Source organism: Gilliamella sp. B14448G11 (assembly GCF_016101765.1).
GTDB classification, from domain to species: Bacteria; Pseudomonadota; Gammaproteobacteria; order Enterobacterales; family Orbaceae; genus Gilliamella; species Gilliamella apicola_N.
In genome coordinates this window covers 35,272-58,433 of the sequence record NZ_JACFPX010000010.1, presented here as the reverse complement: position 1 = coordinate 58,433, position 23,162 = coordinate 35,272, and the positions used below count along the sequence as shown (strand labels likewise).

General features: G+C 33.0%; 18 protein-coding genes and 1 riboswitch. Of the genes, 5 read left to right on the top strand and 13 right to left on the bottom strand.

Going from position 1 to position 23,162, the window contains the following annotated elements; all coding sequences use genetic code 11:
• Positions 1 to 21: 21 nt before the first annotated feature.
• The 12 genes from ndk to coaA form a co-directional block, all read right to left on the bottom strand.
• On the bottom strand, positions 22 to 444 hold the full coding sequence (gene ndk, locus H3S88_RS08180; protein WP_198226664.1) for a nucleoside-diphosphate kinase: 423 nt from the start codon (positions 442 to 444) through the stop codon (positions 22 to 24).
• Positions 445 to 459: 15 nt separating this feature from the next.
• On the bottom strand, positions 460 to 2,757 hold the full coding sequence (gene pbpC, locus H3S88_RS08175; protein ID WP_198226662.1) for a penicillin-binding protein 1C: 2,298 nt from the start codon (positions 2,755 to 2,757) through the stop codon (positions 460 to 462).
• Between the two features lie 119 nt (positions 2,758 to 2,876).
• Positions 2,877 to 7,928, bottom strand: a complete 5,052-nt coding sequence (locus H3S88_RS08170; protein WP_198226660.1) for an alpha-2-macroglobulin — start codon at positions 7,926 to 7,928, stop codon at positions 2,877 to 2,879.
• 255 nt (positions 7,929 to 8,183) lie between these two features.
• Complete coding sequence (locus H3S88_RS08165; protein WP_198226658.1) at positions 8,184 to 8,855, bottom strand: 7-cyano-7-deazaguanine/7-aminomethyl-7-deazaguanine transporter; 672 nt, start codon at positions 8,853 to 8,855, stop codon at positions 8,184 to 8,186.
• 47 nt (positions 8,856 to 8,902) lie between these two features.
• Positions 8,903 to 9,556, bottom strand: a complete 654-nt coding sequence (gene queC, locus H3S88_RS08160) for a 7-cyano-7-deazaguanine synthase QueC (protein WP_039126151.1) — start codon at positions 9,554 to 9,556, stop codon at positions 8,903 to 8,905.
• Between the two features lie 27 nt (positions 9,557 to 9,583).
• Positions 9,584 to 10,057 carry a preQ(1) synthase gene (gene queF, locus H3S88_RS08155; RefSeq protein ID WP_039126153.1) on the bottom strand — a complete coding sequence of 158 codons (474 nt, stop codon included), beginning with the start codon at positions 10,055 to 10,057 and terminating at the stop codon, positions 9,584 to 9,586.
• A gap of 2 nt (positions 10,058 to 10,059) precedes the next feature.
• Positions 10,060 to 10,104: riboswitch (PreQ1 riboswitch) on the bottom strand.
• 148 nt (positions 10,105 to 10,252) lie between these two features.
• Positions 10,253 to 13,150 (bottom strand): bpX6 domain-containing protein, encoded by a 2,898-nt coding sequence (locus H3S88_RS08150; RefSeq protein ID WP_198226656.1) that lies wholly within the window; start codon positions 13,148 to 13,150, stop codon positions 10,253 to 10,255.
• Positions 13,151 to 13,154: 4 nt separating this feature from the next.
• On the bottom strand, positions 13,155 to 14,921 hold the full coding sequence (locus H3S88_RS08145) for a hypothetical protein (protein ID WP_198226654.1): 1,767 nt from the start codon (positions 14,919 to 14,921) through the stop codon (positions 13,155 to 13,157).
• Positions 14,911 to 15,336 (bottom strand): hypothetical protein, encoded by a 426-nt coding sequence (locus tag H3S88_RS08140; RefSeq protein WP_144092285.1) that lies wholly within the window; start codon positions 15,334 to 15,336, stop codon positions 14,911 to 14,913. The genes H3S88_RS08145 and H3S88_RS08140 overlap by 11 nt, the downstream gene beginning before the upstream one ends.
• 1 nt (position 15,337) lies before the next feature.
• On the bottom strand, positions 15,338 to 16,423 hold the full coding sequence (locus tag H3S88_RS08135) for an AAA family ATPase (protein WP_198226652.1): 1,086 nt from the start codon (positions 16,421 to 16,423) through the stop codon (positions 15,338 to 15,340).
• Positions 16,424 to 16,667: 244 nt separating this feature from the next.
• Entirely contained in the window at positions 16,668 to 17,123 is a 456-nt protein-coding gene (locus tag H3S88_RS08130; RefSeq protein ID WP_198226650.1) for a DUF1090 family protein, read from the bottom strand.
• Positions 17,124 to 17,139: 16 nt separating this feature from the next.
• Positions 17,140 to 18,075, bottom strand: coding sequence for a type I pantothenate kinase (gene coaA, locus H3S88_RS08125; RefSeq protein ID WP_198226648.1), 936 nt, complete (start codon positions 18,073 to 18,075; stop codon positions 17,140 to 17,142).
• 166 nt (positions 18,076 to 18,241) lie between these two features.
• Here coaA and yihI point away from each other — a divergent pair, with 166 nt between their 5' ends.
• Together yihI and hemN are read left to right on the top strand one after the other, a co-directional pair.
• Complete coding sequence (gene yihI, locus H3S88_RS08120; RefSeq protein ID WP_198226646.1) at positions 18,242 to 18,733, top strand: Der GTPase-activating protein YihI; 492 nt, start codon at positions 18,242 to 18,244, stop codon at positions 18,731 to 18,733.
• Positions 18,734 to 19,062: 329 nt separating this feature from the next.
• On the top strand, positions 19,063 to 20,433 hold the full coding sequence (gene hemN / locus H3S88_RS08115; protein WP_198226644.1) for an oxygen-independent coproporphyrinogen III oxidase: 1,371 nt from the start codon (positions 19,063 to 19,065) through the stop codon (positions 20,431 to 20,433).
• A gap of 75 nt (positions 20,434 to 20,508) precedes the next feature.
• Here the strand turns inward: hemN and rsmC are convergent, their stop codons facing one another.
• Positions 20,509 to 21,549, bottom strand: coding sequence for a 16S rRNA (guanine(1207)-N(2))-methyltransferase RsmC (gene rsmC / locus H3S88_RS08110; RefSeq protein ID WP_039126169.1), 1,041 nt, complete (start codon positions 21,547 to 21,549; stop codon positions 20,509 to 20,511).
• A gap of 89 nt (positions 21,550 to 21,638) precedes the next feature.
• On the opposite strand from rsmC, the gene H3S88_RS08105 reads away from it, so the two are divergent.
• Genes H3S88_RS08105 through H3S88_RS08095 form a run of 3 tightly spaced genes read left to right on the top strand, consistent with a single transcriptional unit; the run spans position 21,639 to position 23,131 of the window.
• The gene (locus H3S88_RS08105) at positions 21,639 to 22,046 is read left to right on the top strand and encodes a DNA polymerase III subunit psi (RefSeq protein ID WP_065737421.1); all 408 of its coding nucleotides are present in this window, start codon (positions 21,639 to 21,641) and stop codon (positions 22,044 to 22,046) included.
• Entirely contained in the window at positions 22,015 to 22,476 is a 462-nt protein-coding gene (gene rimI, locus H3S88_RS08100) for a ribosomal protein S18-alanine N-acetyltransferase (protein WP_198226642.1), read from the top strand. The genes H3S88_RS08105 and rimI overlap by 32 nt, the downstream gene beginning before the upstream one ends.
• Before the next feature lie 19 nt (positions 22,477 to 22,495).
• The gene (locus tag H3S88_RS08095) at positions 22,496 to 23,131 is read left to right on the top strand and encodes a thiamine diphosphokinase (protein ID WP_198226640.1); all 636 of its coding nucleotides are present in this window, start codon (positions 22,496 to 22,498) and stop codon (positions 23,129 to 23,131) included.
• Positions 23,132 to 23,162 lie beyond the last annotated feature (31 nt).

Here is a 23,162-nt window from a genome sequence, read left to right as displayed (position 1 = left end):
TCTTTGTTAAATAATAATCACCTAACGAAATATCTCACTATCAACAAAAAAATAAGCAATTTCACGTTCTGCTGATGCTAAAGAATCGGAACCATGCACGGCGTTTTCTCTCACACTATTCGCAAAATCGGCTCTTAAAGTCCCTGCAGCTGCTTTAGATAGATCAGTGGGTCCCATCAGTTGTCGGTAGCGTTCAATGGCATTTTCACCTTGTAAAACTTGAACAACAATTGGTCCAGACATCATAAATTTTACCAAATTAGCAAAAAAGGACTTGTCTTGATGCTCAGCATAAAAACCTTCAGCTTGTTCTTTTGTTAACCTCACCATTTTCATAGCAATAATATCGAGTTTAGCTTGGTGAATTCTTGTTTGAATTTCGCCAATAATCTGTTTTTTTACCGCATCAGGTTTAATAATGCTGAGAGTTTGTTCAATCGCCATGTTAATGTTCCTTTATTAATCTGACATAAAATTTATTCGGACAATTTGTCCACTTTCATCTAATACCAGTAAACGATGTTTTCCATTTTTAGTCACAGTTAAAGCGACTTTTTCATTATCCTTTGAATTAGCCACTAAAGTACCATCTAAAAACCACCATTTTTCACCAAATCCACCTTCAGGAATTAAATCAATCGTGACTTGATTATTGCCTGGTAATGCTCTAACGAGTTGTTTATCCCGTAAACCAACAATATTAAGTGAGGCAAAAATATCTTTACCCATTACAGGACATTTTTTATCAATTGGGGGCAGTAAAGATTGTCGTCTTTCTTTAGTTAACAACCAATTTTCTAATGAAATTGGCCACAAAGCTATCTGTTTTTTTTGTGCTCCTATACAATCAGCTGCTACACGCTCACCGCGATCATTTACCCAAATATTTATCCAACCTGAACGGTAAATATTATTTTTTAATTCACTGTAGGTGCTTAATGTTGGTGGCAACATATTATTTAATACCCATGCTGTTTTTTGACGATGACAATTAGCATCAGATTCAGGAAGTGGCTGCCCTGATGGCCAACAAATTTGGGCGCTTGAGACTGATTCAGGTTTCTCATAAGTGAGGAGAGGATGATTTAAGCGGTTTTCTCTATTTAATAATATTGAATTTACTTGTTGTAAAATTGGAGTTGCAGACATTGAACCATACTGCCCAACAACAGGCGTACCATCAGGGCGCCCTACCCAAATGCCTATTAAATATCGAGGATTTATACCAACAGCCCAAGCATCGCGATAACCATAACTGGTTCCTGTTTTATAAGCTAATAAATTGCTATTAATTAACATTTGCCGTGTTATCCATGCACTACCATCAGAGATAAAGGGTTTATTAATTAAAGGATCAGATTGAGTATATCGTAAGGGGCTCACATCCCCGTGCCTTGCAAATGCACTGTATGCACTAACAAGGTTATCCATTCTAAGTGAAGCTCCACCTAATATATAGGAAATATTCGGATCATTTGCAATAGAGGATAAAGGTAAACCAATACCTGCAAGTTTTCCTGCAAACCTTTTTGGACCATATAACTCAATTAATTGAACTGCCGGTAAATTCAATGATTTACTTAATGCATCAGAGGCACTAACAGGTCCATGAAAACCCTCATCAAAATTAGTTGGTCGATAATCGGTAGTAATACGCGGAACATCTTGTAGTAACGATTCAGAATGAATCATACCGTCATCAATAGCAAAGGCATAAATGAAAGGCTTGAGTGTAGAACCAGGAGAGCGTAACGCTCTAATCATATCGACTTGACCAAAACGCTCTTTATCATTAAAGTCAGCAGAACCAACATATCCTTTAACCGTCATATCATCATGATCTACCACTAAAATTGCTAATGATGTTTTAGGCGGGAGCTGTTTTTTTCGATTAATAGCAAGATCTTCTAAAATATATTGAATAGAAACATCAATAGTGGAATGAATAATATTATCATTAGGATATTGCTGTTTTAAACGATAAGCCAATAATGGTGCTAACTGTGGTGCTTTTCGTGGATAAACCCAAACTTCATCACGTCGAACTTGTTCAATCAACTCTTTTGGCCAAACATCATATTGAGCAAGTCTATCTAATACTTTGTCACGAGCTTGCTTAGCTCTTTCAGGAAATCGATCTGGTCTTAATCGACTCGGTGCTTGAGGCAATACCGCCAATAATACCGCTTCACTTCGAGTTAATGCTTTAGGTTGTTTACCAAAATAAGACCAACTAGCGGCTCCAATACCCTCAATTGTGCCTCCGTAAGGCGCATGATTAATATATAAAGTTAAAATCTCTTCTTTACTATAATGTAGTTCAAGTTGAAAAGTCCGAAAGATTTGTTTTAATTTACCGATAATTGTTCGATCATGAGGAGAGAGTAACCTAGCCACCTGCATTGAAATGGTACTACCTCCTGAAATAATTTTATTATTGGATAAGTTTTGCCAAGCAGCTCGAAATAACGACATCGGGTTAATACCAATATGATTATAAAAATAACGATCCTCATAATTTAATAACACATCAAGATAATAATCAGGAACTTCATCAAGGCTTACCGAATAACGCCAAATACCCTTTTCATCAGCAAATCGCCATAAAGGAGTTTCATCTTGAGCAACAACGGTTTGTGTTGTTTTATTTCGCGAAATAGATAATGGAAAAAAATAATCCAAGACAAAAAAACTGCCGACTAACAAAACTGATAATAATAATAAAAAAAGAAATAATTTATAAAAGAACTTTTTCATTATTGATATTCGATTATCCAACACAATTTTAAAAAAATAAAAATTCCGCCAACGCTATTGGCGGAATAGTCAATGAAGTTAATCTTAGTGATAGTATTGAAATTTTTACTATCTCTTGATTAATTACTTTCTTTATTAGGAACAGATATCGTCATCAAATCTGGTGATTGTCCGATTGCAAAACGATCAGGACGGTACATAGATTCAACATAAGGATAAGGAATCATGTAATTACCAGTTGTTACCGCTCTAACTAAATAAGCAACACGTTTATGATATTTTTGGCGTTCCTTATAATTTTGGATATTAACAGCAGCAACATATCTATCATCTCTAAATTCCTGATATTTAAGTTGACTTACATCATCATCTTTCAATAAATCAGATACACCAGGAATTGATGATAAATTCACGCTACTATTTGAAAGATTCTGATTTTCAAGTTCTAACCCAGCTGGTAAGTAATCAACAATCAATGCATCATGAACAGGTTCTTTTGATGTTACATCTAAAATCACAACCATCATGGAACCCACTTCTAATTGGGATGGATTTATTTCATTGCCATGTAGATCGTAATAGGTTCGAGTAATATTGAAGAAACCATCTTTCGATGTTGGTGCCGGTGGCGTTTTTCCATACCCAGAAAGCGAAAATTTAGCATAAAGTGGTCTATCATGTTCTGAATTATTGATAGATAACCCTTGACTTAAAACTTCATAATTATAGGAATGAGAATAGACTGAATTAACATCAACAATACTATCATTTATTGCCAGTTTAAATTTATCATCTTTTTTATGTTGCTCTAATGACCAACCAGCAATAAATAATGAATTTAACTCCTGAGTTGAGTAATAACGTTTATTTTTTAATAATTCTGATAAATTAACTAAATAATTGGCTTGATTTTTTGTGTCCATGTCGTTTTCTATCAATAACGATAAAATTAATGCTTGATCACGAATCTCAGTACCATAATTACCCCGCCATGTACTGTAGTTATACGGAGTAGTGAAGATTAATGGTAATAATTTATCATAAACAGATGTCAAACCATTTAACTTCGCGCTTACGGCTAATTGAGCCAAAGGTAACGGACTATAGATAAATGATTTATCCTTGCTGATCTTATCTGATAAATAATTAATCTCATTACGCATCGCTGAGGTAATCTTATTTTGTTTAGACAGTATCATCAACGCATAAGCTTTAATAGAGAGTTTTTCAAACTCAAGTGCATTTTCATCCCCATAATAAAGATTATTAAATGCAGAAGTATCATAAATATATTGACCAAGACGCGACATTGCTGCATCAAGAGCTTTATCATTCACCTGATAACCTCGCTCTTTAGCTTGCAATAAAAAGTCAGTAGCATAAACAGTAAGCCAATGTTCTTCTTCGCTATGATTACTCCATAAACCAAAACTACCATTACTACGTTGCATTGATAAAATTCGTGAAATGCCTTTTTGAATTTTTTCTCGGCGCTTATCATCAGAATCCGTTTTAATACCTAACTGTGCAAGCTGTTCACTGTTAGCATATAAAGATGGGAATAAGCCACTGGTTGTCTGTTCTAAACAGCCATAAGGATAGGCAAATAAACTTTTAATATATTGAGCGATATTCAGTGGTGGTTGATTAGAGATAACCAATTGCCCTTCAATGGTATTTTCAATCAGTCCCATTAACGCTTCGTCAGGTAATTTCCAACTGTTCTTTTCATCTAACACTACTTCAAAATATCTTGTAGTTGCAGCATAGGCTGGTCTTACGCCGATAGCCCATGAACGATGAATATCAAAATCTGAATTATCATCAATAACAATCCCTTTCACATCTATATTTATAGTACCTTTACCATAACCATAATCTGCGACAACAGGAATTTGAATAATATTTTTTTGTTTGCTATCAAGTCTGACGGGAATAGATTTTACATCATTTTGATGAATTAACCCTGTGGTTGATACCTCAACTTGCATATTTTGAGTCGTATCAGTCAAATTATGAAGATCTAATGCTAATACTGCTTGATCTCCTCCAGATAAAAAGCGCGGAGTTGTTAATTCAGCAATAACAGGAGCGGCAACTTTCATCGTTTTTTCTGCTTTACCAAAACGATTGTCATCCCATGCTTGCGCCATGATGCGCAATTCACCATTAAAATTAGGTAATGGTAAATCAATAACACCCTCACCTTGGTCATTTAACTGAATGGTTTTCAATTGTTGAGCAACAATAAGAACTTCATTAGACGGTTTTTTTCCGCCAGCGCCCATCGCATCACCACCAAAACTCATGTTAACATTACGCCCTGAAGCCTCAATTAACTTACCATAAACATCAAAAATATCGACATCATAACGTTTACGCCCTAAAAATCCAGCATAAGGATCTGGCGTAACATAATCAGTAATATTTAATACACCAGAATCAACAGCTGAAACTAACACTGTGACTTTTTTATCTTTTTGGATAAATTTTTCATCCATTTTGATTTTAATTGGCACAGTACTTTCTGGTTTCACTTGTTTTGGTGCATTTATTGAAATATTTAAATGGCGATTTGTTGTATCAGTAGGTAAATAAAGTAAACCAATTGCTCGTTTTACTGTTTGTACGGCAGCATTAGTTGATGGACGGATTATCATGGCATTAATATAAATATCATGTCTGCCCCAATCTTTAATTGGTATATCGACATCTAAACCTTTTTCGCCAACAGTAATTGCTTTTTTCCAAATGATACCATCATTCGTTTCAAGAGAGATATAACCAGAGCCTGCAACTGGGGCTTGAACGTTGACTTTAGCCACATCACCGACATTATAAAATGGTTTATCAATACTTAACTTAACTTGATCGGGACGTACTGATTTCGTACCACGTGTATTATCCTCCCAATCATAACCTGACCAAAAGCGAAAGCTTGTCACTACTTTAGACTCGTCATCGATCACTTCAACACGATAAGATCCATAATCACTGGTTAAATAGCTTATTTTAGTCGTACTATCCTTTTCAATTGATAGCTGATCTTCCGAAATAACAATCTCACTGGAATTATGATTAAGTTGCCAGCCATCTTCACTTGACCAAGTCCAATAATATTCACGACGTTCACGAATCAATCTTGTTTTTAAGGAGTTTGTCGCCAGTTTGTTACCGTCTAGATCAACATAAGCAATTTCAAATTCCGCATTAGTCCCTATATCAACGGTAGGACGCTCATAATAATTATCAGTATTCCAATCATAATAAGGTGAATCGCCAATCAATGCTCGGATAGCTGGTACTTGATTAGCAGGCCAAATGGTTTGAGTTGCATAACGTGTAACCGGTCTACCTCCTGAATCGAGTAAACTCGCTTGTAAAACTACTTTCACTGGAGAACGTAAATTTGCCCAATTACTCCTTTTAATATGAAGCTGGGTTAAGCCATCATTATCTAATGTTTCTTCAAAAGAACCAAGTTCACTATAAAGACTACCATCTGTCACTGAACCAATTTTGAAATCGGCTAATCCGGTAATGGAGTCAACTTTCTTTAAATAAACATTAGCGTTTAGGCGATTATCTGATGCTGGTGCACCATACAAATACCAACCTTTGATATCAAAGTTAACATCTTCATCGTTTAATATTGGACCGTCTGACGAACTGGTTATTTCCATCGCCATACGTTCTGGCAAAAATTCTTCCACGTTGAAATACCAATAACGATAAATATCATCACCTAAATTAAAACGAATTGACCATTTACCTGTTGCCGCATCAGATGGAATGACAAAATTTGCCTGATATAAACCATTGGTATTAGCACTGCTTTTTAATTGAAAATTTTTAACTACACGCCCATCAGTTGAAATCGCATCGGCAATAATTGGTTGATCAGTCAATGGTTGCCCATCCGCATCACGCAATAATGCATTAAAATAGACGGTTTCATCTGGACGATAAAGATCTCGTGGACCAAAAACAAATAATTGTGCATGAGAATAAGGTGTACCTGATAAATCGAATTCAGTCAAATTAAGGGCATTTCGATCTACATATATAAATGAAGTTTGTTTTCCATCATTGGCTAGCAATATCCAATTGTCATCATGGGTATTCATAGAAAATTCAGCATAACCATCTTTATCTGTTTTTTCCGAAACACTACAATCGTCGTCTTTTATTGTTACATAACGACAAGATATTTCGATATTTGCAAGAGGTTTACCATTATCTAAACCATGAGCCATAACCGAAAATCTATGGTTGTTGTAGTTATGAACTGAAACACCAATATTACTTATTGAAAATAGGGTTGCTGGATTTGATTCATTGTAAGTTCCGGCTTCATTCATCACCGCAACATAAACACCTTCTTGTTTAAGTTCACTAATTTTAGAAAGATTGACTAAAACAGTTTCTTGGGCATTAGGTTTAGGATTAAGATCAAAACGTGACGAGTAAACTAAATCAGCATAACTATTGAGTTCTTCAGAGCGCCAAGCATATAGCATATTAATAAAGCCAAATTTATCAAAGAAATCACTTAGTTTTTCTGGCTTAATTTTAAAAAAGTTTATGTCGACCTTATTAATGTTCAATGTCGTCACAGGTAATCCACTCATGGACTGACTCGGTAATAATAATCCAGTACTTGCAAAATTTACTAATGGCTGACGATCCCGAGTGGTTAATTCTTTTTCATAAACTGATTGTAAACTCTTGTTATTAATCGCCGTTAACATTTTATCAATGGTTAAATCTAATTTACGATTTGGTGCAAGATAACGATGTCTTAATTCCAAACCATTATCAGACAACTCCCAGTCACCATCGACAACACCCGTTTCCTTGTCAACTAATCTCAGTAAATTTGAAAAATTTAATTTAGGAAGAAGTGGAACAGAAAAAGTCACGACTAAAGTACTTGATCCATCAATAATCATCTCCGAACAATCAAGAATTTCAAGTTTTTTATCTTTATATTTTTCGATTAATTCTGGTGTTGGATTAAATACATTATGCAATTGCGAATTAACACTCGAGTTTTGAGTTGTGCTATTTTTTTGATTAGCGGTTATATTTGTCGTTAGCTCGTTGTTTTTTGCTTGTGCACATAGCGTTAAAAACAAACCCAACATAGCTAAGTGTTTAGTTAATCTCATTATTTCACCCAATTCCTTTTATTTCACTAAATGTTGTGACTATTTTTGGTCAATATTATGCACTGTCACCAAACGTTTAGCAAAATATCTTTACAAACAAATTGAATTTTTAGGTAAGCAATCAAATTTTTGAAAGAATCGTTGATCTGGGTTTATTGGAAAGTAGTATTACTGACATTTAGAACATATTGTGTTATCAATAAGTTCTAAATGTTAGATGATTTCAGAATTATTAAGCAAAAGCTGGCTGATTTATTACTTTTTTACAGTTAATTTTTTTAAGATAAAATTCAAAATAATTCCATATAATGGTAAAAAGAATAAACCACAAATTAAAATTTTAAAACTATAATCCATTAACGAAATTTCACCCCAATGATTAGCCATAAATTCATCACTACTTTTGTAAAAGGCAATAGCAAAAAAGACAATAGTATCAATACCATTACCAAAGATTGCTGAAGCTGAGGGTGCCACCCACCAAAATTGATTTTTTCTTAAATAGTTAAAAACAGTAATATCCATTAATTGCCCAACTAAATAAGCTGCAAAACTGGCTAATGCTATGCGAAAAACAAAACTATTAAATTGGGTCAATGCTGACCAACCTACCCAGTGGGTTTCGAAAAATAGAACCGAAATCAGATATGAAAACAGTAAAGCGGGAATCATAACCACAAAGATAATTTTTCTTGCCAAACTGGCACCAAAAATACGGATAGTTAAATCAGTGGTTAAAAAAATAAATGGAAATGTAAAGGCTCCCCAAGTAGTATGAAATCCAAAAATATCAAATGGAATTTGCACCAAATAGTTACTGGAAGCAATAACAATAATATGAAAAAAAGCTAACCAGCCTAGTGCTTTATGCTTTTGCTGTCGAGTAAATTGTTTTTCAATCAATTGTGAATGAACGTTCAAATACATATTTGTTTCCTTTTTTAATGGGGTGAGAGAACCCAGATAAATATTTTTTAAGTTTTGGCCAGATATTCTTGTAGACCTTTATCACGCAGCATACAACTTGGACATTTACCGCATCCCCCTTCTACACCGTAATAACAGGTATGAGTATTTTGACGAACATAATCAAGATAACCCAATTTATCAGCCATTTCCCATGTTTGAGCTTTAGTAAGATACATCAACGGGGTTTTAATATTAAACGCATAATCCATCGCTAAATTCATAGATACATTCATGGATTTAATAAAAATATCACGACAATCTGGATAACCACTAAAATCTGTTTCACATACGCCGATAATAATATCTTGAATATCTTGCTGTTTGGCATAACAACCAGCTAACAATAAAAACAGCATATTACGACCATCGACAAACGTATTTGGATAATCGCCATCTTGTGCAGCTTTAATTTCTTGTGAATCGTCAATCAAAGCGTTATTGGTCGTCTGTTTAATAACTGATGTATCAATTACGGTTTGCTTGACACCTAAATCTTCAGCAATCCATTTAGCTTTATCTAATTCAATACTATGACGTTGACCATATTGGAAGCTGATAGTTTCAACATTTTCAAGTCCATAATCGGCAATGGCTTGTAATAAACACGTAGTCGAATCTTGCCCGCCAGAAAATATCACGAGTGCTTTACGATTTTTCATTAAAAAATTCCTGTCAGATTGAACAAATTAGCGATTATCGACTTTTTCAGGATAAAGATCATGATTCGCTAAACGATTGAGCGCAATTTGCTCCCACCGAGTATCAGCTTTACCATAATTGGCATAAGGATCAATTGAAATACCTCCACGTGGTGTGAATTTACCCCACACTTCAATGTATTTAGGATCCATTAATTTGATCAGATCTTTCATAATGATATTGATGCAATCTTCATGGTAATCACCATGATTACGAAAGCTAAACAAGTACAGCTTAAGAGATTTGCTTTCAACCATTTTGATGTTAGGCACATAAGAAATATAAATTGTGGCAAAATCAGGTTGCCCAGTAATAGGACAAAGACTGGTAAATTCCGGACAATTAAATTTAACAAAATAATCATTACCGGGATGTTTATTATCAAAAGTTTCCAGAATTTCTGGACTATAGGTTGTTGGATAGCGAACAGACTGATCGCCTAATAATGTAACGTTACTCATAATTTTCCTTAGTTTTTTAGCGTGGGAGGTTCACGAACCACGAGACAAACCGCACACATTACTCTTTTTTACAAAAAAAGTCTAGAATATCGTTCTTAACCCTTGTGATTAAACATATGACTTGTGAACGAATGAAATAGTTAACTGTAAAAACTAGCCAATATTTCTTTAAAAAATTAACTGTCTAATGAATTTTTATAAAGAAAAAGAAGTTACTTTATTTTCAGTAATGTTTATGTGCATCACTCTACCTTGTTTATCAAAAAAATAATATTCATTACCGATAGAAGAACACGACACAATTGTTGATGATTGCCAATCAATCGTTATATGTTTGCGATTAGTATAGGGATTAAAAAGATTAATTTCATAACCTGTTTCATTTATTCGTTGAATGATTAATGCTATAAGTTCGCCTGTAGATAATATAATTAAATTATCAAATTGTTTTTTCTCGATTTGTAATTGAAACTCGAAATCATGGTTATAGTGATATTTAAATTGCACGCGTTTAGTCGATTCAATATATTCAACTTTTAAGATCTTGTGATTATTACCCATTATTAACCTGTCATAATACCCATCAATTTCCAATCGTTTTGTTAAACTATAGTCAGGTAAACAATAATACAAAATTTCATCTTTTTTCTCAGCGTTGTGGGTTAAAACCATTATTTCATGATTTTTAATCACCAACTTATTTATCACATTAGGATAAAGATCGATTCGCCGTACCACAGATAATTTATTACTAATATCAATAAGTTCAAGGCAATTATTTCTAATGATAGCCCAATTTATACCATCAAACTCAAAGCAGCATAATTGGAAGTTAACAACGCCTAGATCGATTGTTTTCTTGGTACTTAAATCAAGTTTATGAATGCGGTAGTAATTATCTTGTTTAGCCAAAGCTAAAATTTGCAATCGATTCGAAGATACGACAAACTTATCGGCAACAATCATAAAATGCTCAAGTTGCTTGCCTTTATTATCCACTCTTATAATCCCTGCTTCACCTAATGCAAGCAAATATTGATTATTGATTAGCGGGATCATGTCATAAATCGCTCTATGGCCTTTTTGCGGACTCTGATAATGATCCAAATGATATTGCATTAATAAAGATTTATGCCTAACCAGTTTTAACGAGGAGATAGGCAGATCTATCTGTAATGTTCTATCTTCAGTAAGAGTAATTAATTTTGCAATTTTAGCTTTAGTTAACTCATTAGGATAAGTAATGGCATCAACAATTATCTCGTTGATCATCATTCGTAATAAACCTTGCAATTTTTGAATATTTTGCTGATTTTTTAAAATTTCATTAGCCAGATCTAATCTTACTCGATAATGAGCTTGTTCAGTTTTTATCTCGATCAAAGTTCTTTCAAGTTTTATTATCGAATTAGGTATTAAAATAAGACGCTTTACGATCGCTTTAGCATCGTATATATCCATGTTATTAAACCACTGTTCAGCAAGATAACGATATTCCGAGAGTGACCAAATGACATCAATTGCAGCTAACCAATCTGCTTTTTCGGCTAAAGTCTTAGCCCAGTAAAGTTTTAATTTATTGGCTATTTCAAAGTGTTGTTTTTCAAGCATCAAAATTACAGCTTCAAAAGCATTATCGCGTCTGGCTAACATAACCGCTGTATTCCATTCATTTGCCAAACAACAAAGTTTTATACATAACTGAGTTTTAGCATTCCTTGCAATTGCTAACTCCATGGCTTGTTTATATCGGTTGTGTTGTTCTAAAAATTCTATTCCTTCTTCTAAATGATTGAGCAGTTCTACTAGAACAAAAACCGCTTCTTCTATTTTATTTTGTTTGGCTAACGTCTCAAAGCTTTGTCGATATAGTTTTTTCAGGTATTTAAGCTTTTCAGAATCAAGATAAATTGAGGATGAATCGCCATAAACACAATCACTTATCGACAGTTTATTTCGTGGTTTGGGTGTACCATAGGTTTTTTCGATTGAATTTTTCTCATCATTGATCGGAAGAGCGTAACGCAAGGCATTTAACAAATCACCTTTCTCAAACTTTTTAATCATTGTTTCAATGTAGTTACTCTGTCGAAAAGAAAACAAATGACTATATTTTGAAAATAATGATAAAAAAGAATGGCTGTTAAGCAGTGATTTTTTTTTATGCTGAGAGGGAGATGACAAAGATGAGTGATTAACTTGTGGTAACTCATTGGCATTAATACTGTAAGAAAATGATTTTTTTAACATGCCATCAACTAAATCTTCTTTTTTTTCTTCCGAAAAGATTCGATTTAGCATTTTTATGGTTTTAATAAAAATAACAAAAATACTCACATGAAAAAAGCTTACTATTATAAAAATAAATATTTTATAGAGATTTTTACCAAGTGAAGTATTAAATGAAGATATTTTTAGAGAATAAATAACATACAATGCTATCAGCAATATTGAAGGAATAACTACTGCTAAAATAATATGACTTTTTTTAATGAGTTTTTCTTGAGACAAATGATTATTTTGTTCATCAATTTCTTTATCTTGATTAGTTATCTCATTACTATCAATAAATTGTAATTTTCGAGGACTTGGCACAGGTATTTTGCCATCAAATATTTGTTCAAAAGATCGGCTCTCTAAACTGAATTCTGGTAGTTCATTATGGACAATATTTATTAAATAACGATTGGTTTCATACAATTGATATTCACTAAGATCAACCCAATTAGCGGGATCGATATTGTTGGCATCTTCACAACGATAACATTGAATATCATTACCCATAACAATGACCAAATCATAGTTAATTATTTTGCAACTCAGTTTTTTGGGGAGTTGCATAGAACTGAGGATCCCGTTATCTAAAATTAATGGCCAACCAAGTAAAGTATCACAATTCACCGTTTTTGCCGATGGAAATTTAAGTAAATCACCATGTTCAAATTGATAAATTGAGCATCCTAAAAACCATGATTTTATTAAAAGACGTTGACGCTGCTCGCGATCAAACCACTGCGTTGGAAACCATATTCCCGCTACGTTTTGAACGCCTTTTAAGGTTGGTTCTGGGATAAAAAAAGCTTTTTCTTTCATATCATTAATCAGCTTTATGCAATTTCAATCTTATTGATTGTGTTTTCAAAGAATATAAAATCAATTCCCCGTTATCCATAATAACTGAAAACGATTGAGCCAATGAGTTATAATGATAGAGAACAATTTTATATGATGATTTGAAACAAACATCAATTTTATGATTGAGATAATCAAACAATGCTACTTGTTTTTTATCTTTATCAATTATTAAAAAATTAATTTTATCTTCATGATTATCATAGAAAAAACCAAAAACCTGCCATTCTAAGGGGGTTGTTACTTCAACATAGCTGTTTTCATCAACAAATACTTGCCATTGATGCTCAAAACCAACAGCTAAATGACCGAATCCAGTCAACCATAAATTTTCGGATGAAATAAAATATTGCAAATTTTCATTAATTTTTTTAATGCTTAAATAATAGAATAAATTATTTAATGCATAACCTGTAATGCAAAACTGTTCTTGATCATCTTGGTAAATATAACAGGCCTGTTTTTCACTCAGTTTGAACAATGCTATTACATTTTTGGCAATTTCACGTTGAGAATTGAGGATATCACCATAATAATTTATCCAATACACAGAATAAAGTGATTGATGATCGTCTATGTATAGCAGTTTTGGATTATGATCGCCATATAGATATAGAAAATAAGATAATTGATTGATAGCGTTAATGTTGATCTCTTCCGATAGCTCTCTTTTTGGGATATCTGATCCCCATAAATAATATTTTTGATTTTCTTGATACAAGGCTACGATATGTTTTCCTTGAATATCTAAACCCAGTACATGAGATTTTAAAGAATAATTTTTGACACGACATACCTGTCTTTGAGACAAGATATCATTAATAGTAATAAAACAAATTTTGTTATTTTCACTATTAAATACTAAAACGTGGTTACTATTAGGTGAAATATCAAGATGTAAGTTGGCATTTAAAGGAAGATACGATTGTTCATTAATAACAGCGTAATTACTACCAGACTCAAATAGTCCAGATAACATCTTTGCGCAAATAACTTCATTGGGTAATTTTAACTCAAAATGGTTTGATATTTTGTTATTAGTCATATCAACGGATAAGTTTGTAAATTTACCTATTAATCTATTTATCGATATTTTATGCGTAGCAAAATTAACTTTTGAAAAATTATTCCCAATTATCCAGCACTCATCATAAAGTAATTCTGACTGTTTTAAATAATCTTTCCAATAATCAAGATGTTTAGTATCGAGGCAATTCATAGTACGATTTTTTAATAATAACTTTAGGTCTTCAATACCTGAAAATAAAATCAATTCTGAGTTAGATTGTAAGATGCCCCAATAAAATTGGCTATTAAGGTTATGAGCACGGATATCAAATAATATCATCAAAATTAGATGTGCCACACGAGGCATACCCAATTGTAGTAATCCACAATCAAACAAAGCGATAATCACTCCATTCGCTTTTGGTTTTTCATATGCTGGCGTTAAAAAAAGATGCTCATTATTGGCTGCTCGGCGAATAAATTCATCAGGTTCTTCTTGAGCAATTAACCATTCAGTTGTTAACAAATGTTCATATTTTCCTCGCTTTTGCAAATCGCTTGAATCTGATGATAGTTGTTTACTGCATCGACTTTCGCTGATTGAACCTATAAAAAGATTAAATTGCAAAAGTAAATCAGCAATAATCGGTTGTAAGTTCTCATCAAACCTTGATAACCAATGTTGCCAAGCTTGAAATGGTTTGGGTAGTGGTTTATAAGGCATATTGAATAAACTCTTTAGTTAAAGGCCAGCTAAAACTTAATGGAATGATAGCCTGCGGACGATCCCATAACAGGACATGCTTATGCTCAAATTTATTCGCTATAGCATCGGCTAGAAGTAAAGAAGGAACGGAGGGTTTGGCATGACATGGTAGCCAAAGTAAAGGTGTCTGGTTGTCAACCATAGCATATTGCACACCATCAACCCAAGGTAATTGAGAGGACGGACCGATGATGATAATAAAATGGTTACCTTTGATAAATTGAAATTTAGTTAAATCGAATTTATCTAAATTTTTTGAAAGATGAGTAAGTAAGTGTTTAACCGTTTCATGCCAAGCAACAACCGCGATAGGGGTTATTGCTTCATCATCATTGGGTTGCCAATGCCAGTTAATAACAATCTTGTTGTTCATATTAGACAATCAATTTAATTAATTGTGTTCTTAACTGCTTTAATGGCTCAGGTAGAGTATCGATGGTGTAATTAGCATCGATTTCACGTAACACATGTTCAATTCGAACACCACCATTATTTAGGCAGTTATTAGCCTGTTCAATTAGGCGTTGCAGACGTGCATTCGGTTGTTGTGTGGCAAATTCAGTTGCATAAAACAATTGAGAATTATTTGAGAGTGTAAAAAAATCATTTAAGATTTCTTGTCCGCGTTGTTGCATATCTAAAGTAGGTAATACGTAATATAAAGGCCAGATATCTTGTTTTTGAGCTTCAAATCGACCATTTATTAACGCAGCAGCAGCAATAAGTTTTAATGTTTTTACTACTCGCCTGTCGGATAAAATGATTCCATTTTGTCTAAGTAACCGAATAGCATCTGCGTAAAAAGAAATAATGTTATCTAAATTAACATTTTTAAGATTGTCACTTATTGCTGAAAGTTCAGTTAATGAACTCAATGAATCAACATCAGTAAATTCAGCTTGCCATCCACCCACTAACATATCTTCAATAAAATTATCCGTTACGGGATCAATAAAAAGGTGAATTAAAAAACGATCAGCAAAAGCAACCAGATCTTCATCTTGAGGAAGTGAATTTGATGCCCCTATGCAGATTTTTAATGGGCAACTTATTTGAGTATGTCCACGTCTAAATTTACGTTCATTTAATATGCCAAGTAAAGTATTTAAAATGGCAGTTGATCCTAAAAATACTTCATCTAAAAAAGCAATTTCTGCTTCAGGTAACATTCCTTGAGTATCGGTTTCAACCGTCCCTTCACGAAGTTTTTTTAGATTTACGGTTCCAAACAGTTCGGACGGTTCTGTAAAACGGCCTAATAGATATTCAAAATAGTTACCATTCATGATTTTAGCCATTCTCCTTACTACAGCACTTTTTGCTGTACCTGGCGGTCCGATGACTAATAAATGTTCTTGGGCAATAGCTGCGAGTATGATCAGTTCCGCTAGTTGTTCACGTCCAATAAAACCTTGAGTAGCAACTTTTATACATTGACGAATTTTAGAAACATGTTCCATTATATTTCTTTCTAAATGATTATACTTAATATATTAATTAATATTTAAGGATTATAAATCATTTTTACAAAAATAATCTAACTGAAATGAAAATATATTTGCCAGAATTTTAGTTAAATTGCATAAAAAAGATGGCCTCAAATAGCTAAATAACTACTTGAGGTCAATATTGATTAAATAAATTTCAATATTATTTAGCGTGTGAATCTATCTTTTTAATTAGGACAAAATTAATAAATTCAAATTATTTAGTTTTAGCTTTTTCATAATAATCCGCTAGGTTATTTTTTGCTTCAGAAAGTTCTTTTTCTGCATCTTGTAATTTAGATTTTAATGCATCAATTTTATCTTGATTTGCATCAACACCATCTTTTTCATACTCTTTCGTTTTTTCGGCTAATTCTTTGGTTTTGTCAGAAACATTTTTGCTTTTTTCATCCACCAATCTTTTATATTTTTGCTCCAATGTTTCATCGGAACAATTGGTATTAACTTGTTGAAGTGCTTTTTCAAGCCCTGTTACTTCAAAAGTATTATTGGCTTTTTTAGCTTGTTCTATTTTTGTTTCGATTGCTTGCTTTTTAGCATTGCAAGTTAATTCTTCACGTGTATCATTACTTGATGCATAACTATTTACTGAAAACGCTGTAACTAAAGTGATAATGCTTAATTTACTTAATAACCCTATTGCTGATTTCATATTGAACCCCCTAAGTTTATTTTCTTAATTGAACATAATCTACTTTATGATCTTCCCCTTTTGTCAAAATTAAACTGGCTCTTTCTCGAGTTGGCAAAATGTTTTCAACTAAATTTAATTCGTTTATATCGCGCCATAAGCGATTGGCAATACTGATAGCCTCTTGTTCTGGCAATTTAGAATAGTGATTGAAGTATGAATTAGGATCACTGAAAGCCCCTGCTCTAAATTTTAAAAAACGGTTCACATACCACTGATGTAATAAAGATAAATCAGCATCAACATATATTGAAAAATCGACATAATCCGAAACAAAGACTCGATTATGTGCTTGAGTATAATTGACCGCACCTTGTAATACGTTTAATCCTTCCAAAATTAAAATGTCTGGGCTGTCAATCACGATCTCTTCATTTTCAACAATATCATAAACTAAATGTGAATAAACCGGTGCTTTAACTTCTGCTTGTCCTGATTTTATATCGGCAACAAAATTAATGAGCTTTTTAAGATTGTAAGATTGTGGAAAACCTTTTTTATTCATAATGCCTCGCTCTTCAAGGCATTTATTCGGATATAAAAAACCGTCCGTTGTAACTAAAGCTACTTTTCTATGTTCAGGCCAGCGAGTTAACAATGCCTGTAATACACGTGCTGTAGTACTTTTACCGACTGCAACACTGCCAGCGATACCAATTATATAAGGGATTTTTTGGCTTTTACCTAAAAATTTGGATAATACTACCTGCCGACTAAAACTGTTACTAATGTAGAAATTAAGCAATCTTGATAAAGGTAAGTAAATTTCACTCACTTCATCCATAGATAAATCTTCATTGATTCCCTGTAAAGAAATGAGTTCTTCTGGTGTTAAAGTCATTGGTTCCGAATTACGCAAGCTTGCCCATTCTTTACGGCTGAATTGCATATAAGGACTCAAAGGATTATTCATGTTTATTTCTCTATTACTTGATTCTAGAATATTCGGTTCAGATTATACATAAAACTGTAATTTTACAATCACAAATTCACAATGTGTCTTCCTCATAGCTATATTTTAGACTTACTGATAAAATACGTTGAATAAATGATTAACCAAAGTGTAAAACAGAGATAGTATGTTAAAAACTAAATCGAAACAAAAACCCAAAAAAAGCCGTCAAGAAATTAATGAAGAGTCTCGTGAACTCAAACGTAAACGCAAACATAAAGGTTTGCCTAGTGGTTCACGCTTTAATAATACAGATAATAACAAAAATAACAATACTCAAAAAGCAGTAAAAGATCCACGTATAGGCAGTAAAACACCAATTGCTTTAGTTGTTGATACAAATATCAATACTACTAAAGTAGTTAAACAACCTAAATCTAAAAAAACGATTCTTTCACCACAACAAGAATTAGAGCAACTTGAAAACGATCCTAAATTGGATATGTTACTCGATTTAGTTGAACAAAATGGCAAGTTGACTAAAGAGCAACAAACTTATTTGGACAGCAAATTAAATCGAATTGATGAACTGATGCAAGAATTGGGTTATACCGACGATGATTTTGAAGATCTCGATGATCAGAAAGAAGATATTGTGAGTTTATTAAAACGTAATTAATAGTAGGCAATGATTTTAGCTTGCCTAATATTAATTTTTCAGTAACGTCAGGGATTGAGTCATAAAAAATCCCTGAAACACGTTGATAATAATGGATGTCTTATTCAAATCATAATTTATAACAAATAGCGAGCAAATAGTAATGCCAATATTGATAATGTTAAGTTTATATTTTGGATTATTAATTTGCACATTATTGTATTTGCATAAAACAAACCAGATTAAACTGAAAACAAAAACCAAAGCAAAACGTATAACTAAGCGAAAACCAACTTTAATAAGTCATGGATATAATAACGCTAAACACAGACTTAAACGGAAACAGAAGCATGACTGAAACACAATTATGGGATCAGGCCTTAATTGAAAAATATAACTATTCTGGTCCAAGATATACTTCGTATCCCACTGCACTTGAATTTAATGAAAGTTATAATGAACAGGATTTTTTGAACGCGACTTCTCGTTACCCCACTCAACCATTATCCTTATACGTACACATTCCGTTTTGTCATAAACTTTGTTATTTTTGTGGTTGTAACAAACTTATTACACGTCAAACACACAAAGTCACTAAATACCTTGATATTTTAGATATTGAAATAGCAAAACGCGCCAAACTTTTTGAAAACAGAGTGGTAACACAAATGCATTGGGGAGGAGGAACCCCCACCTTTTTAACGGATCAAGAAATTAGCCGATTAATTACCTCTCTAAAATCCCATTTTAACTTTGCTGATAATGCCGAGCTGTCAATTGAAATCGATCCTCGTGAAATTACGCCACAAACTATCGATCATTTAGCTAATGTTGGGTTTAATCGCTTAAGTATGGGGATTCAGGATTTTAATCATGAGATCCAAAATCTGATTAATCGCGAACAAGACGAAAATTTAATTCGGTCATTGATCGATCAAGCTCGCAAAAATCGTTTTCATTCAATTAGCCTAGATCTAATTTATGGTTTACCCAAACAAACGGTTGCCAGCTTTACCGAAACACTCAATAAAGTGATTGATATCTCGCCAGATCGTTTAAGTGTGTTCAATTATGCACATTTACCAAGTCGCTTTGCAGCTCAACGCAAAATAAAAGATAACGATTTGCCCAATGCGGCGCAAAAATTATTGATTTTACAAACCAGTATTGAAAAGCTAACCCAAGCAGGCTATCAATATATTGGTATGGATCATTTTGCTAAGCCTACCGATGAACTTGCTCTTGCTCAACAGAACAATAAATTGCATCGAAACTTTCAAGGTTATACCACACAAGGCGATGCAGATTTGCTCGGATTAGGCGTCTCTTCAATTAGCATGTTAGGCGATAGTTATGCGCAAAATCAAAAAGATCTTAAAACCTATCAACAACAAGTTGAACAGATCGGTAATGGTTTATGGAAAGGTTTCACATTAGATCGTGATGACCTTATCCGTCGTGATGTGATAAAACAATTAATTTGTCATTTTTATCTTGATAAGAAAATGATTGAACAGCAATACAATATTAATTTCGACGATTATTTTGCCGAAGATTTAGCACTTTTACAGCCATTGCAGAAAGATGGATTGGTCATCATTCATGGCGATAAAATTGAAGTTCCCCTTAAAGGTCACCTGCTGATCCGCAATATCTGCATGTGTTTTGATACTTATATGCGTAAAATGGCAAGACAACAGCAGTTTTCGCGAGTAATTTAATTTTAGTTAAGCCCAAAAAGTTACGGTTAACACCGTAACTTATTTAAATAAATAGAAATAAATGCTTTTAGCTATTTAATGACTCGCTAAATAAACTTTAAATTTAGTCGTTTGCGCAATGACTTCCACACTTTTGAATGTTTCGTCTAAAATTGATTGATAAGGCAAAAATGAATTTGCCACAATGCACAAATAACCATTTAATTTTAGATGTTTTTTGGCTTCTTTAATTAGCGTATTGACGGCTGTGTAATTTGTCTCTTTACCATCATGAAAAGGAGGGTTAGAGATGATAAGATGATATTTATCATTTAAATTAGAAAATACATCACTTGCAACAACACTTCCTTTGACATGGTTACAATTTAGGGTAGCTTTACTTGACTCAATTGCTGCACTACTCACATCAGATAAGGTAAGCTCAATATCTGGATATAGTTTACCGACAACCGTAGATAATATGCCCGAACCACAGCCAACATCTAACACATTGCCTTTGATAATTTCAGCATGGTCAACTAATGCATTGAGTAATAATTCGGTTCCAGAATCTAACCCTTTTTGGCTAAACACACCTGGCAAACTTTTAATTTCAATATTTTGATTTTCAATGGTTAGATGATAACTCAACCACCATTCATTTAAATCAAACGCTAAACGACTTTCAGCCTGAAAATGATACAATCCACAGCGTCTTGCGCTATCAATTTTTTGAATGGTACCAAAATCATTTAATAACGCTTCAACACTTTTTACACCGGTACGATTTTCGCCGACGATAAAGATATCGCTCCCTTTGGGCATATTATTAAGTAAATAAGAGAGCTGAAATTGCGCTTCACTTTTCGTTTTTGGCCAATAATAAATTAGCGTATTCATTCCAGCATAAAATTCAGCATCCGGTAGTAACGAAAAATTGGTTTGCGCACCACGCACACTATTTTTTAGGCGCAAATAAGTATGGAATTGAGTACAGTGAATTTTAACTTGATTTGCGACCATTATTGCAGGATAACTATCTTGTATATCTCCTGCAATAATCACATTTTTATCATTAAAAAATGTTTGATGACGTTCAATTACCTGACTTGCTGGAGTAAAAACAGATGTTGCCATAGTACCTCAATGAAAAAACCTTTATAATTTTAGTCGTTGATTATACAATTAACCCTTATTATTCACTAATAAAAAATAGTAATTCCATAATGACTGAACAAGATTGGTATTTGCAACAATGCAATATTACTCAATACATTTTGCGTAATTCAGCAGTATTTAAAGGTGAAATGGCAACCCATATTAGTGATGAAATTCGTTTAATTGTTGTTGCCGACCAAAAACCAATGCAAAAAATATACAAAGATATTCTTAATGCTATTCGACTTAAAGAAGATCAAGTATTAATACTTACACCATCACAATTGATTATTCCAGCTAGCGATATAAAAACGGTAGTTTGGTTTATCGATATTACGCCTGATGAAAACTGGCAAAATCAATTAACCATACAAACAGCAAGTTTAGATGTTTTAGCTAATGCACCACAACAAAAACGCCAACTTTGGCGACAATTATGCCAATATGAAAACTATTTCCATCCTCAACCACAATGATTTAACCGAGGCTTTTGCTTTAGAGCAGCTTTGTCATACGATCCCATGGTCTAAAACGACGTTTTTTTCAAATCAAGGTGATCGTTATTTAAATTTAAAGCTGACTATAGATAATAAGATAATTGGTTTTTGCATCTGCCAACTGGTTGCCGATGAAGCCAATTTATTTAACATAGCTATTCATCCTGAATTTAGACAGAAAGGATTAGCTAAAGAGCTTTTAAATAAATTAATTGAAGAATTGATGTCACTCAATTCTAATAAACCTATTGCCTCTTTATGGTTAGAAGTAAGAAAATCCAATGATGCAGCGATTCGCTTATATCATTCACTTGGATTTAACCAAATAACAATCAGAAGAAATTATTATCCAACTGTTGATGGAAAACAGGAAGATGCCATTATAATGGCTTATACCTTAACTTTATAAAACAGCAAAGTATATGACAATGCAAAGCAATAGAGCCCTACTTTTTGTAAATGGGGAACCGCCCAAGCGCTATCCCAACAATATAGATAAATATGCTTTTATTGCCGCAACAGATGGGGCTTATCATAACTATCTTTATACTTCATCAATAATCCCTAATTATATTATTGGTGATTTAGATAGTTTAGATAAGAGCTGTTCTTTACCAAGAGGAACTGAAATTATTCATACCCCTGATCAGAATAAAACGGATTTTGAGAAAGCAATCTTATTTTTAGCAAATAAAGGGGTGAAAAAATTTGATATTTATGGTGCTTCTGGTCATGCCAGTGACCATTTCTTAGGAAATTTATCGGTTGCAATGCATTATTATCATCGATTGGATTTTACTTTTTATGATAACTATTGTCAGTTCTTTTTTTCCAAAAAACAGCAAACTATTTATGATGTAAAAAACCATATCATTTCTTTTATCCCATTGTCTAAAGTCACAAATGTCACAGTTACAGGCGTTAAATATCCATTAAGTAATGCAACATTAACGTTAAGAGGATTAACAAGCTTAAGAAATAAAGCCAACATGGATTTTGTCAAAATATCCTTTAAAAACGGTGATTTACTTGTTTTTATAGAAAATAAATGTACACAAGATTGACAATAACATTTACGTTACTTTACAATAATAT